Here is a 14,700-nt window from a genome sequence, read left to right on the forward strand (position 1 = left end):
TCAGCCTTCAGCCTTCGGTCTTCAGCCTATTTACCTATAAATGTGGGTTTTCTCTTTTCCAGAAACGCCTTCATGCCTTCCTTCTGATCCTGCGTACTGAAACATTGTGAAATTGCCGAGAGTTCCAGTTTCACACCGCCTTCCAAGGGCATATCAAAACCGAAGTTCATTGCGTTTTTCGCCATCTTCAGAGCAAATCCCGGCAGTGCGGTGAATTTTTTACCCAGTTTATCCGCCTCCTCCAGAAGATTGGCCAGCGGCACCACTTTGTTGACCAGTCCGATCTCATAAGCCCGTTGAGCGTTAATCTGGCCACCGCTCAGGATTAATTCCTTGGCAATCCCCATTCCGACCAGCCTGGGCAGTCGCTGTGTGCCGCCCCAGCCGGGAAGAATACCGATTAAAATTTCCGGCTGGCCAAACATGGCATTTTCCGAAGCAATACGAATGTCGCAGGCCATGGCGATTTCCGTACCGCCACCCAGCGCAAAGCCATTCACGGCGGCAATCGACGGTTTGCCCATCGTCTCCAGAAAACGGAGCGTTTGCTGCCCCAGTTCCATCAATTTCATAATCTCAACCAGTGTGGAATTCTGCATTTGTGAAATATCCGCGCCCGCCACAAAAGCTTTCTCTCCCGCACCGGTCAGGACCAGGGCCTTGACGGCTTCGTTGGTGTCGCACTCATTCAGCGCGCAGGACAGTTCACTCATCACATCATAACTCATCGCGTTTAACACCTTGGGGCGATTAAACGTAATCCTGGCAATACCATCATTTACCTCCAAAAGGATATGTTTATAGTCCATAGAATTCTCCCGATGTTGTTTATGAAAAAGCCCCTTGTCCGGCTCGGACAAGGGGCTTCAATGAAATATCCTTCAGCCTAATGGCCTTCAGCCTTCAGTCTGATTCTTATACCGCACAAGTATCTACGGGTGGCTTAACTTCTTCCTTACCCATGGCCTTGACGACCAGTTCTGCCAGATCCCAGGCTTGCATTGTTTCCGTCATCTGATTGTCCTTGATGCCGTCGGACATCATGGTCAGGCAGAACGGACAGCCCACGGCAATCGTATCGGCCTTGACGGCAATCGCCTGCTTGGTGCGCGCGTTGTTAATACGTTCTCCGATATCTTCTTCCATCCACATTCTCGCACCACCGGCGCCGCAGCAGAAGCTCTTATCCAGATTGCGTTCCATTTCAACAACTTGGATGCCGGGGATGGATCGCAGAATCCTGCGGGGTTCGGTGTAAATATTGTTATAACGACCGAGGAAGCAGGAATCGTGATACACAAACGTACCCGACAGCGGCTGCGTCAGTCTGATTTTATGCTGGCCGATCAGTTGCGAAATGATTTCCGTGTGGTGATAAACTTCAAAATTGCCGCCGAAATTCGGATAATCTTTCTTCAAACAATTGTAGCCATGCGGACAGATAGCGATAATTTTCTTTACGCCGTAGCCGTTCATCAGGTCAATATTGGTCTGAGCCAGCGTCTGGAAGAGGTACTCATTACCGGCACGCATCGCGGAATCACCGCAGCAACCTTCTTCGTTACCCAGAATACCGAAGCTGACGCCCGCTTCCTGAAGAATTTTCGCAAAAGCGATGGAAATTTTCTTGCCGCGGTCATCAAACGAACCCGAACAACCGACATAGAAAAGATACTCAACATTGGGATCTTCAGCAAGTGTCTTGATCCCCATTTCTTTGGCCCAATCGCCACGCAAATGCGCACCGATGCCCCAGGGATTGGAGTTATTTTCCATGTTACGGCAGGTCAACTGCAGTTCCGGAGCAAAGTCCGCTTCAGTCAGAACCTTATACCGTCTCATATCAATAATCTTTGGCACATGTTCAATCGATGCTGAACAGTGTTCCATACAATACATGCAGTTGGTGCAGGACCACAGTTCGTGCAGGTCGATCACTTCTCCAACCAGCGCTTTTCCTGTTGCTTCTCCTTCAGCCGGGGCTTCGCCCTCAATGGCGTTACCTGGCAGTTTGGCAGCTATCATGCCATTCAGGGGATCCGGCAGTTTCGCAACCACCTTCGCCATCAGGGGATCAGGACAATTTTCCAGCCAATGTGTTTTGATATCCTGAACTATCTTTTTAGGAGACAGAGGTTTGCCGGTCAGATAAGCCGGACAACCGTCCTGGCAGCGTCCGCAACGGGTGCAGGCGTCAGAATCAAAAATCTGTTTCCAGGTGAACTCTTCAAGTTTGCCCACACCGAATGCTTCCGCATTTTCGAAATCGCGGATTGGCTCAACATAACCGGTCGGCTTGGATGTCTTGAGGAAATGGTTCGCCGGAGTGGTAATGATATGCATCAGGCGCGAGTAAGGAATATACGCGATAAATCCGAGCCCCAGAACCGCATGCGTCCACCAGCACACTTGATGCAGTAATTTGGCAGTGTCATGATCAACGCCGGTAAAGGTGCGGGACAAAAGCCAGCCGGCAAAAGACCAGTATTCCCAGGGAGGATTGGTCACATAAATACGCAACGCTTCTACGATAAAACCGGTAATAATGATGGCACCGATGAGCAGGAGGACAATGACATCGTCCGGGGTGTTATCTATCTCGCCTTTATAACCCAGACGGTCAGGCTTTTTCACAAACCGGCGGTCCAGGGCGATGACCACACCGGCAAGAACAGCCAATCCGAACAAATCCATCAGGAAAGAAAACCCTAAATAGAAGTTGCCTTTCAGGAATGTCCAACCGAAGAGCGGTTCCGTGACGTGATGCTGTCCAGCGTCAAACGCGGCGCCAAAAATCAAAACAAAAAAGCCAAAAAAGATTAAAGCGTGCATAATCCCGGGATAGGTATCCTTCAGGACTTTTTCCTGCAGAAAAATCTCCCGGAGGGCCGTCTTCACTCTTTCGTTGATATTGTCCAGGCGCATCTCCGGTTTGCCCATGGCTTTCCACATCAACCAGCGACGATAGATGCCAAAAGCCATAATGGCCAGAGCAGCGCCCGTTAGAGCAAAAAGGATAATCTCAAACGCTGGCAGTGGAATGTTCCAGAAAACCTCGCGGCCTTCTCTACCTATGTAAAATGCATGTTCTTTCATTGATCCTCCAACATAACTTGAGGGAAAAATCTCGTCTAAATAACCAGATCCGAAAACAAGGTCTTTGCCCCGTGCTCCGAGGCAAAGACCTTATACTTTTTATGCAACCAGTTTCTTGCAAACTGCTGTCAACTCGGGAACGACCTTGAACAGATCATCAACCACACCGTAATCCGCTTTCGTGAAGATGGGAGCTTCCGCATCCTTGTTGATCGCAACGATGCATTTGGATGAGCTCATGCCAGCCAGATGCTGAATCGCGCCGGAAATACCGCACGCGATGTACAGGTTCGGTGAAACGACCTTACCGGTCTGTCCGACCTGATCTTTCTGCGGACGCCAGCCGGCATCAACTGCCGCGCGCGACGCACCAACCGTGCCCTTAAGCACATCGGCCAGTTCTTCGAGGATTGCATAGCCTTCGGGGCCTTTCATCCCACGGCCGCCGGAGACAATCACATTGGCTTCCGTCAAATCAACTTTACCGCTGGTGTCTTTTTGCACTTCCAGAACTTTGCTCTTCTGTGCGTCAACCGCCGCATCCACTTTCACAACCGCGCCGGCTTTGGCGTTTTCAGCTGCCGGGAACACATTGGGACGAAGTGATGCCATTGCCGGCGTTGAGCCGGTGACGATTTCGCCAAAGCACTTTCCTGCATACATGGGACGGATGGCGACGAACTGTCCGCCGTCAAGCTTTACATCCGTACAATCTGTGGCGAGACCCGTGGCTAATTTAGCGGCCACGCGGGAAGACAGATCTTTGCCCTGAACCGACGCGCCCAAAAGCAGGATTGCCGGATCATTTTCTTTAACCACTTTGGCGACCACGGCGGCGTGCGCTTCGGTGATGTAAGGTTCCATGGCGGCATTGTCGCCCACAAAAACCTTATCCACACCGTACTTGCCGAGCTCCGCGGCCAAACCTTCTATACCTGAACCAAGCAGAATGGCGCTGACTTCATCGCCGGTCTGGTCGGCAAGCTTGCGGGCTGTCGAGGCCAGTTCCAGGCTGATTTTCCTGAGCGCGCCGTCCCGCTGTTCTGCTACTATCATGACTCCTTTTGCCATTTTTCATTCCTCCGCTTCTTAATTAAATAGCTTTTGCTTCTTCTCTGAGTAACCGGCCCAGTTCCGCCGCCTTTTGCGCGGGCTCATCTCCACAGATGATCTTTCCGGGAGGTCTGGCCGGAGGCGGAACGGTTTTGGCTACTTTGGCTTTCGCGTCGGTGGCAGTGCCAACGGCGGCGGCGTTTTTCACATCAACCGGTTTCTTTTTCGCTTTCATGATGCCAGGCAGCGACGCGTAACGCGGTTCATTGAGGCCCTTCTGACAGGTAACAACGCAGGGGAGAGCCGTTTCAATCAGAAGCTGTGCGCCTTCAATCGGGCGGATCACTTTGACGGAGGAACCGGCAAAATCCAGCTTAGTGACCAGAGTTAACTGCGGCAGATTCAGGGCTTCAGCCAGCATGGAACCGACCTGACCTGAGTCATCATCGATGGCGCGCTGTCCGCAGAAGATAATGTCATGGGGCAGAGTTTTAATCACTGCGGCCAGAGCATTGGCAACAACAAACGCGTCCGCGCTGTCAAAAGCGGGATCACAGATGTGCACGCCCTTGTCGGCACCCATGGCCAGAGCCGTCCGGATGGTTTCCATGGCCCTTGCGGGACCGACGCAAACGACCGTGACATCGCCGCCATTTTTCTCTTTCAGCTTTAATGCTTCTTCCACACCAAATTCGTCATAGGGATTCATGACCCACTTGATTTGGCCTTCCTCGATGCCTGATCCGTCAGCTTTAACCTTGATCTGTGCTTCGGTGTCCGGCACTTGCTTCACGCATGCAATAATATTCACTGTTAAAAACCTCCTTCTCCTGCACGTCGCGCATCTAGGGCGAACCGTGCATTTAAAATTTTCTGCTGCTACTATTCTATAAAAACGCCCGATTCCCTATCGGAGGGAACCGGGCGTCGGCACTACAGTCTGTTTTTAACGATATCGTCAACCACGGACGGATCAGCCAGCGTGCTGGTATCGCCCAGATTGCTGACGTCGTTGGCGGCGACTTTCTTCAAAATTCTTCTCATGATCTTGCCGCTGCGTGTTTTGGGAAGACCATCAGCCCACTGAATCTTGTCGGGCGTTGCGATGGGTCCGATAACTACGCGGACATGAGCGATCAGTTCTTTCTTCAGAGCGTCGGTTTTCTCGACGCCGGTTTTCAGGGTCACGTAAGCGTAAATGCCCTGACCTTTGATGTCATGAGGCATGCCGACAACTGCGGCTTCCGCAACGGCCGCGTGAGCAACCAGCGCGCTTTCCACTTCGGCGGTACCCATACGGTGACCGGAAACATTGATAACGTCATCGATACGGCCGGTGATCTGATAGTAACCGTCTTTGTCACGGCGGCAGCCGTCGCCGGTCACATAGTAGCCGGGGAACTGTTCAAAATAGGTTTCCTGGAAACGCTTGGGATCGCCAAAGACGCCTCTCATGATGCCGGGCCAGGGAACTTTAATGCACAGTGCGCCGCTGGCGATCGTGTCGGTAAATTCTTTGCCTTCATCGTCAACCAGTACGGGCTGCACGCCGAAGAAGGGCAGAGTGGCCATACCGGGTTTGATGTCAATGGCGCCGGGCAGCGGGGTGATCAGGATACCGCCGGTCTCAGTCTGCCACCAGGTATCCACGATCGGGCATTCACCACGGCCGATCAGGTTGTAATACCAGTTCCAGGCTTCGGGGTTGATCGGCTCGCCGACGGTGCCGAGTGTGCGCAGCGAAGAGATGTCGCACTTCTTCACGAAATCATCGCCTTCCTTCGCAATGGCGCGGATAGCGGTCGGAGCGGTGTAGAAAATGTTAACTTTGTATTTTTCAACCACCTGCCAGAAACGGCTGTAGGTCGGGTAATTCGGAACGCCTTCGAACATGACGGATGTTGCGCCGTTGCACAGAGGCCCGTAAAGAATATAGGTGTGACCGGTGACCCAGCCCAGGTCGGCGGTGCACCAGTAGATGTCGCCTTCATGATAATCGAAAACGATTTTATGGGTATAGGAGCCGTATACCAGATAGCCGCCCGTGGTGTGCATAACGCCCTTGGGCTGCCCGGTGGAACCTGACGTATAAAGGATGAACAGAGGATCTTCAGCATCCATCCATTCGGGTTCGCATACTGCAGAGGCCTTGGCCATTTCTTCATGATACCATTTGTCACGGCCGGGAGTCATTTCGCACTTGATTTTGTCGCCGACTCTGTTGACGACGATCACGGACTTAATCGACGGGCAGGAAGGCATTGCTTCATCGGCAGTGGCTTTCTGGGGAACAGCCTTGTTGCCGCGGAAGGTACCGTCGCATACAACCAGAACCTTTGCTTCACCGTTGACAATTCTGTCACGCAGAGCGTCAGCGCTGAATCCGCCGAAAACGATACAATGAACAGCGCCGATGCGTGAGCAGGCCAGAGCGGCGATGCCCAATTCGGGAACCATCGGCATATAAAGGCAAACGCGGTCGCCCTTCTGAACGCCCTGAGCCTTCAGAACATTGGCAAACTTGCAGACTTCTTCATGCAGCTGCTTATAGGTGATTGCCCTTTCTTCGCCGGGTTCATTGCCTTCCCACTGAATAGCAACCTGATTGGCGCGTTTTTCCAGGTGACGGTCAAGGCAGTTATAAGAAACGTTGAGCTTTGCACCTTCGAAAAATTTCACAAAGATGGGACCTTTTTTAATGTCAAAGTTGTAATCCATAACTTTGTCCCATTTTTTGAACCAAGTCACCTGCTGCTCGGCGATTTCCGCCCAGAATGCTTCAGGTTCTTCAACTGAACGTTTCCACATTTTGTCGTACGCTTCTCTTCCGCTGATCCAGGCTTTCTTTTTTGCCGCTTCCGGGATCGGATATATTTCCTTTAACTGAACTTTTGCATCCGCCATGTTAACTATCCTCCTAGTTTTAAATTTTGTATTTTTAAACGTTTGCCTGACGTTTCGCCATAAAAAATAACCTGCTAATTTAACTCAAGGAACCCCTTCTTATTACACAATATTTCTGAAACATCGCCGCTGCTTATTTTCCGCAGTAACCGAGCACGTTTTTATAATGCCATGGATTAACCGGGAATAAGCTTGCAAGCATGAGCGCCCGGTATGCTTAAGGTGCGCAATGAGTTAAACTAACTCACTGGAGTTGAGGTGTGCACCGCCATCTGTGAACACTTTAAAAATATTTTTTACCTTAAGCCGCGAAGCGCCCGAGAAAGCTCGCCTGCGTCACTTTTTCGCTAAATAATTAACTACTTACCCCAGTTACTCAAATTTCAAACGGGGTGCCACTTTTTGCAAAGTGCTGAAAGTATTGAATCTAACTGATTTATAAACATGAGGTCAAAGTTTGACCGCAAGTCAATATATCCTTGCGGATTCCCCTACCTTAATCCAGACCTCCTGTCAAGAATTATTTAGACCGGAAATGAGCGCTGACTAAGCACTGCGGGACAGGTCTCCACATTCAGTAATATACAATTATATAAACAGGATAGAAGGCGAACGACGTTCGTGGATAAAAGTCCATCGAGGCATTGTTCTATTGCATCATGAAGATAAATCACCAGTCCCGATCAACTCTTCATTGATGTCAATGTGATATCCCATAATTTTCTTCCTTCCGGCATTTTACAAGTGCAAACCTTTAACCCATATTATTGCGATTGCGCCGGGAAGTCCTGCCTACCAGCCCTTGCGCCACATATCTTCATCATTATATATTTTTTCGTCATCGGATGCCTCGGGCGCATCCATTTCACAATCACGCGTTTTCTGTTTGACCTTTTCACGGGAATATTCGCGATACCACTCATGTGCGGTAATCATAGACATGACTTCGCTGGTGCCTGTCCAGATCGAAGCCAGACGGACATCCCTGTAAATGCGCTCGATGGGAAAAACATTCGTATAACCAATTCCGCCCATGACCTGCATGGAATTGTGCACCACTTTCTGACAGGACTCCGTGATGAATTTTTTACTTTGCGAAACCATCCGGCGGATGAGATTCATATCCGCGTGCTCATCCACCGCTCGGGCCGTCGCATAAGCCATGGCGCGCGCCGCATCCAGCAGCATCACCGCCTCAGCAATCTGAAAACTGACGCCTTCAAACGTATTGATAACCTGACCAAAAGCTTTCCGCCGGGAGGTATAACCGGTGGCAACTTCCAACGCCGGGCGCGCCGCGCCGATAGTCATGGCTGCCGTCCCCAGTCTTTCGGGAATCATCATGGTGTTGAATACCGCATTGGCCCCCTGGACTTTCCCGACGACATTAGCCTTGGGGACCTTGACATCTTTGAAAATGATCCGGCCCGTCCCGCCACCGCGGCAGCCCATGAGACCATATAGATATTTAACCTCAACCCCTTCCGTCCGATCAACAATAAAACAGGTGATAGCATCCTGAGGTTTGGCATCAGGATGAGTTTTAGCATAGACAAGAAAAAAGTCCGCACCTTCCCCGCCGACAATAAACCTTTTCTGGCCGTTCAGCAGATAGTAATCCCCGCAGTCCTCGGCCTTGGTCGTCGCTCCGAAGAAATCCGATCCGCCGCGCGGCTCGGTCAGACACTCCGCCGCAAACAAATCACCGCGCAAAAGCGGTTTAACGTACTTTTCCTTTTGCTCATCCGTGCCATGCAGAATAATGGCGTCGCAAACCAGTTCTGCCCCTACACCGAAGACGCAGGCAAATTCATAACCGATCACACCAACCTCTTCCATAACCATACAGGTGGTCACCCAATCCATAGCCCTGCCGCCCCATTTTTTAGGATAGCGGCAACCCATTAGATTTCTTTGCGCGGCCTGGCGTAAAAATTCTTTTGGGAATTTGATGGTGTCCGTATCCATGTCCAGAATCATCTGGCGTGGAATACCCTTGACAAAATCACGTGCTTCGTCCCGGATTTTGAGCTGCTCCTTTGTTAACATATACTCAAACATGGCTTCCTCCCTTATTTAGACGGCGGTTTTAGCACTATCCCGCCGCAAATTTTCGGGGATTATAACAGAAAAGCATCCTGACACGAATAATTAATGATGGCTTCAACACAAAAATCCCGCTTGACTATTCTCCGACATTATGACCACTATAAAAGATAGAGCGTGCTGTTTTTTAGAATACTGACCATTTTTTAATCAATGAGACGCAACCACCGGAACCGCTTTTCGTCCTGGTGGTTTTTTGTTTACCGTCCTGCGATGACAACATAATCAAGAAAATTTGCAGGCGGTATCGATAAACCAGGCAGATGCAACTGTCTGGAGGTGAGGCATATAGGCCCTCCCTTCAACCTTCCTTCTCAATCAGGAGCTGGATGGGGGTGATGACGATGCTTTGTGGAACCCCGCGGGGGAATGAAGGTTTAACATATGCCAGATCACCGGCATAGAGAAAGGGAGCTAAAAATGAACAAGAACTTGTATGTCGGCAACCTGTCTTTCAAGGTTACAGATGAAGACCTGAAGACAAACTTTGCGGAAGCGGGAGAAGTCGCCTCCGCGGCAATTATTAAAGACAAATTTACCGGACAGTCCAAAGGATTCGGCTTTGTCGAAATGAAAACGGAAGAAGGAGCCACGGCGGCCATTCAGAAGTTTAATGGCGGCATGCTGGACGGTAAGGCCATTACAGTCAACGAAGCCAGACCGAAGAAGGAATTCGGCGCAGGCGGCGGTGGAAACCGCGGCGGTGGCGGCGGATACCGTGGCGGTGGAAACCGTAGCGGCGGTGGTGGAAACCGTGGCGGCAGATACTAATATCTTCTCAAAATAGAATTACAGCTAAAAAAGAGCAGAAGGCTTTTCAACAATAACCTTCTGCTCTTTTTTTCAAACAGTCCGGGGGAAAGCTGACCAATTATCCCGGAACACCTGAGGTTGCCCGAACGTCGACCGAGTGAATCATATCTTAAATCTTATTATCTTGCAGCCATATCCTGGATATGTTAAAAAATAGGTCCCTTGAACAAGGGGTTTACGCCATCATGCACATGACAGGGAATTCATGACATTTGAACGCAACATAACGAATAAAAGAGTGATCCATGATTTAAAAAAACGTTCTACGATTGGCATTATATTTTATATCCTGCTGGCATTTATTGTTATCTTCCCCGAGAATTATTATTCAAGACACGCTACTTTTACCCTGATCTTTCTTCTGTCCATTACGGGTATTTGTCTTTTCCGGTTGCTTCACCTGATCGTCTCCAAAAAAATGGGGGAACATTACGAAACATTAAATAAAAACATTTTTTTTGCAAGCGTCATTGCCACCGCCTTGGTCTGGGGGATAGCCTATGCCCCGATCATACTCCAAAAAGGAGAATATATTACACAAACGCTAATGATCGTCTGCATTTGCGGTCTGTGCGCAGGAGGTGTGGTTGCTTTTATCCCAAACTGGCGGCTTTCCATCATTTTCAACATATCCATGCTGATGCCAGCCACCATCATCATGTTGGCAAGTGGGTTAAATATACCTCTGGCCATCATGACTGTTTTATATTCGATTTACATGGTGCTTATCGCCTTGAGAGGAAACCGCGAATACTGGGATGCTCTGGAAAATGAATATCTTCTGGAATTAAAATCCCTGGAATTAGCGCAGCTCAGCAATACGGATGCGTTGACCGGTATTTATAACCGGCGGTTTTTTAATGATGCATTTGAAAAAGAATGGAAGCGGTCGGGACGCGATAACAGCATACTTTCCGTTATCATTTTCGATATTGATTATTTCAAAAAGATTAATGACACCTTCGGTCATCAGGTCGGGGATGAGTATTTGAAGAAAATAGCTGAAACGCTGACCTCTGTTTTTCAAAGGGGTTCAGACATTGTGGCCCGGTACGGAGGAGAAGAGTTCATCGTATTACTCCCGGGCATTGATACGGATCATGCTTTCCAGCTTGCGGAAAAGGCTAAATATAAGATCGAACCAGTGACCATCGATCATCAGGGGGAGAAGGTCCGGGCAACCATCAGCGCGGGTGTCAACTCCTGTATTCCGAACTTCAACTCAAGATCGGATTCCATTATCAATGGCGCTGATCAGGCTCTTTACATGGCCAAACAGCAAGGACGGAACCGGGTGGTTGCTCTTCCTCCGCCTTAAAGTAAGTAGTCTCCGGACATAGTGGCATGCGAAACGGCAAAGCCATCACCCTTAAAACCAGGCCGGAGGAAGCATCCGGTGGTGCAGGCAATCTCCTTTACCGTTTATGACCCGTCCGCCGTTTTAAACATGGACATAATGGATGACAGACTTTCCGCATTCCCGGCATTCTGTTGAGTGGATATATTCATTTCCGCAATGGCAATATTGACCTGATCAATTCCTCGAGACTGTTCCTGAGAAGCTATTGAAATATTTTCCATCAGATCGGCAACCTTGTCCGAACTGGACGTCACCTGACCGAAGGCTCCGCTGGTTACATTAACCAGGCTTTCTCCATTCTTTACCTTGCTGACAATATCCTGAATCAGAGCCGATGAACTATGGGCGGATTCCGTAGCGCGCATAGCCAGATTTCTGACTTCGTCGGCCACAACGGCAAATCCCGCACCGGCTTCTCCTGCGCGCGCCGCTTCCACAGACGCATTCAAAGCAAGCAGGTTTGTCTGAAAAGCAATTTCATCGATGCTCTTGACTATCTTTTGCGTCTGCTCGCTCGCCTTGTTTATTTCTTTCATGGAGCTGGTCAATTCCGCCATCGAATCATTTGCCTTATGTATTGCTTCTTTTGCAAATCGCAGAAGACGATTTGCTTCATCCGTGTTCGTGGCATTTTGCTTGATCATCGACGCAATTTCTTCCAGTGACGCGGAAGTTTCCTCGATAGACGCCGCTTCTTTAGACGATGAATCCGTCAAAACCTCCGATACCTGAAGCGCATGCCCCACGGCATTATTCATCTTGCTGCTCACCGTATTGACCGAATTAATCAGATCGCCTATTTCATCGCTTGATTCCGATCCGATGTTTTGAGTCAGATCCCCTTCGGCCAGACGGCCTAAAACGCTGATGGTCTCTTTGATGGGATTCAAGATCAATCGCGTGATGACCATGGTAATAATGTAAGACAATATGATGGAAATAATGAAAACCACGACAAAAACGGTCAGGGTAGCGTAAAAGCCGGTCACAGACGAATCGTACGTGTCTTTACCCAGCTTGTTTTCATAAGTCAGCAGCTCAGACAAACTCTTATTTAATGCAGCATACTTTTTATCGGTAAGCATACCGGCTGACACGGTTTGAAACGAGGACGTTGAATCGCCTGTGGCAAGTTCCAGAAGTTTTAAGGCCGCCTGCTGATACTCGAGAAGATTCGCCAGTACCGCATTGTACAGCTTCTTTTCCTCCGGGCGGAGTCCGGGAGAAGCCAGTATCTTATTGATCAACCCCACATCTTCCTGCATGGTGGCGATAAGCTTCTTGGACATGTCCGAAATCTCCTGCGGATCCTGGGTCCAGTTGATCATGTTAAAAACCTTGTATATATTGCCGTTCACATTGGATACATCATGAACAATCTTCGAGCTGTTCTGATAGCCTTTGAAACGGTTATTATAAATATCATCAATCGAACCTTTCAGTGTCCAGAAACTGGAGAAAGTACCACCGGCTAAAATGATAAGAAAAGTAAAAACAACCAGCGGCGACAGGAGCATCTTCTTGCCCAACTTTAAATTGTTGAAGAATTTTTTCATAAGCACTACCTCCAATATCTCATTTAATATTTCAGTAGATGGTCCGGTCCAACGTCTTCCCTTCCCCATGAAACAGATAGTCGCTAAAAAAATGGATACTCTAAAAAAGCAAATCAGATTTGATGATCAAACTGGAACAGCAAAGGCCCTTCGGTTATTCCTGCATCAACAGACGGAGGCCTTTTGCAAAACTGCGTAAACCCGGCGATGGCGAAAAAAACAACTTCTTAATGGTTTCGGATAATCAAGCAACGATTCATTCATCAGGCTCTGGGGACTATTTGCGCATGTCACATCGGGAACGGTTAACACCTCTCCCTCATTGTTCGCTGCCTGTTTCGCGTCACTGATCGCCGCTTACAACCTTCAGATTAACAACCTGTAGCTTAAAAAGTTATTTACTCGAATTAATGTATTCTGTAATTTTTGCCGCGATGGTTTTTACGACATACTCAAATTCATCCACATCCTTATCCAGGAGCGTCATACGGAAACCGAGCAGCGGCGAGAAAAACGACGTCAGCGGTACCACGCAGATGCCGGTGGCCGCCAGCAGATAATAAACAAACCGCTTATCGTATTCAACGTCTTTTGTCAGGGTTTCAACATAGGAACGGACTTCCGGCTGTTCAATATGCAGGTGCTGCCGTTCATTGAGTACCGACTCGTTGAAAAGAACCGTCATGTAAAACGCACCGTTGGTTTTGTTGGCAATCAGAAAAGGAACATCTTTCAGAATGCCGTAGGCAATGGCGGAAAGCTTTTCATAATGCTGCGTGCGCTCCCGTAAATAATTTTTATACTCGGGATGCGTCATAATCCGGGGAATGGCCATCTGCGGCAGCGTCGTGGAACACACTTCCGACATCTTCTGATGTAAAATGGTGTTGATGAAGCGGGCAAAAATGGGATCTTTATCCGCGTTATAGACTTCCATCCAGCCGCAGCGTGCGCCTGGCCAGGGCAGTTCCTTGGAAATTCCCTTCATGGAAATTGCCGGGACATCGCCGATGACATCGCTGATCGGCACGGTTTTTTTGCCGTTGTAAACAATATTGGTATAAGTCTCATCGGAAATAATGAAAAGATCATTTTCACGGGCAATCCGCACCACCTGCTCGAGCATCTCCACGGGGTAAACAAAACCGGTGGGATTATCGGGATTGATAATCAGAATGCCGACGATCGCCCGGTGACTTCTGACCTTCTGCTCCAGTTCGCGCAGATCCGGCTGCCAGTTATTGTAAGGATTCATCCGGTAGGTGTTGGGCGGAAAAGACGCGTGCAGCACTTCCGCCATCAAATGGGTGGAATAGGTCGGCTCCGGCATGATCATGCGGGCATCCACCTGAATGGAGCTGTAAGCACGGGCAATGGCGTCGCCCAGCCCATTGAAGAAAATAATGTCTTCGGACGTAATTTGAGCTTTTCCCCGGGCGTTCGTGCGTTCGGCAAGAAAAGCGCGCGTTGCATCAACCCCTTTGGTTGGCGAATAAGCATAGGACATGTCTTCTTTGAGGATATCAGTCAGAACCTCTTTCATCCAACCGGGGATCATTTCGCCTTTTTGAACCGGGTCACCAATGTTTTCCCAGATAATTTTGAGTCCATGCTGCTGCATTTTTTTAGCGATGAGTACGATATTGCGGATTTCATAAGTCAGCCCGCTACCGCCACGTGAAATTTCAAAACGCATAAGTTACCTAACTCCTTAACTATTTGTATAGTGATTCATAATACATATTTTGTAATTTATCCAGAGTTATTTAATTTGATGCTGTTTTGCGGACATGCCAATCATTTTCTGGGGGA

At 49.1% G+C, this 14,700-nt stretch carries 10 protein-coding genes; 2 read left to right on the top strand and 8 right to left on the bottom strand.

Going from position 1 to position 14,700, the window contains the following annotated elements; all coding sequences use genetic code 11:
* Window positions 1-26 precede the first annotated feature (26 nt).
* From CVU71_10765 to CVU71_10790, 6 genes are all read right to left on the bottom strand, one after another.
* The gene (locus tag CVU71_10765) at window positions 27-809 is read right to left on the bottom strand and encodes a crotonase (GenBank protein PKN17998.1); all 783 of its coding nucleotides are present in this window, start codon (window positions 807-809) and stop codon (window positions 27-29) included.
* A 106-nt stretch (window positions 810-915) separates the two neighbouring features.
* Window positions 916-3,096, bottom strand: coding sequence for an iron-sulfur-binding reductase (locus CVU71_10770; protein PKN17999.1), 2,181 nt, complete (start codon window positions 3,094-3,096; stop codon window positions 916-918).
* 99 nt (window positions 3,097-3,195) lie between these two features.
* Window positions 3,196-4,167 carry an electron transfer flavoprotein subunit alpha gene (locus tag CVU71_10775; GenBank protein PKN18000.1) on the bottom strand — a complete coding sequence of 324 codons (972 nt, stop codon included), beginning with the start codon at window positions 4,165-4,167 and terminating at the stop codon, window positions 3,196-3,198.
* Window positions 4,168-4,189: 22 nt separating this feature from the next.
* Entirely contained in the window at window positions 4,190-4,960 is a 771-nt protein-coding gene (locus tag CVU71_10780) for an electron transfer flavoprotein subunit beta (protein ID PKN18001.1), read from the bottom strand.
* 122 nt (window positions 4,961-5,082) lie between these two features.
* A complete protein-coding gene (gene acs, locus CVU71_10785; protein PKN18002.1) occupies window positions 5,083-7,053 on the bottom strand; it encodes an acetate--CoA ligase in 1,971 nt (656 codons plus the stop codon).
* A gap of 792 nt (window positions 7,054-7,845) precedes the next feature.
* On the bottom strand, window positions 7,846-9,114 hold the full coding sequence (locus CVU71_10790; GenBank protein PKN18003.1) for an acyl-CoA dehydrogenase: 1,269 nt from the start codon (window positions 9,112-9,114) through the stop codon (window positions 7,846-7,848).
* Between the two features lie 465 nt (window positions 9,115-9,579).
* On the opposite strand from CVU71_10790, the gene CVU71_10795 reads away from it, so the two are divergent.
* Together CVU71_10795 and CVU71_10800 are read left to right on the top strand one after the other, a co-directional pair.
* The gene (locus CVU71_10795) at window positions 9,580-9,930 is read left to right on the top strand and encodes an RNA-binding protein (GenBank protein PKN18004.1); all 351 of its coding nucleotides are present in this window, start codon (window positions 9,580-9,582) and stop codon (window positions 9,928-9,930) included.
* 247 nt (window positions 9,931-10,177) lie between these two features.
* A complete protein-coding gene (locus CVU71_10800; GenBank protein PKN18005.1) occupies window positions 10,178-11,290 on the top strand; it encodes a hypothetical protein in 1,113 nt (370 codons plus the stop codon).
* Window positions 11,291-11,394: 104 nt separating this feature from the next.
* Here CVU71_10800 and CVU71_10805 read toward each other — a convergent pair whose 3' ends face one another.
* Both CVU71_10805 and CVU71_10810 read right to left on the bottom strand, forming a co-directional pair.
* On the bottom strand, window positions 11,395-12,957 hold the full coding sequence (locus CVU71_10805) for a hypothetical protein (GenBank protein PKN18006.1): 1,563 nt from the start codon (window positions 12,955-12,957) through the stop codon (window positions 11,395-11,397).
* Window positions 12,958-13,282: 325 nt separating this feature from the next.
* The gene (locus tag CVU71_10810) at window positions 13,283-14,584 is read right to left on the bottom strand and encodes an aminotransferase (GenBank protein PKN18007.1); all 1,302 of its coding nucleotides are present in this window, start codon (window positions 14,582-14,584) and stop codon (window positions 13,283-13,285) included.
* Between the last annotated feature and the right edge of the window lie 116 nt (window positions 14,585-14,700).

This window comes from Deltaproteobacteria bacterium HGW-Deltaproteobacteria-6 (genome assembly GCA_002840435.1).
In the GTDB taxonomy this organism is placed as follows: domain Bacteria; phylum Desulfobacterota; class Syntrophia; order Syntrophales; family Smithellaceae; genus UBA8904.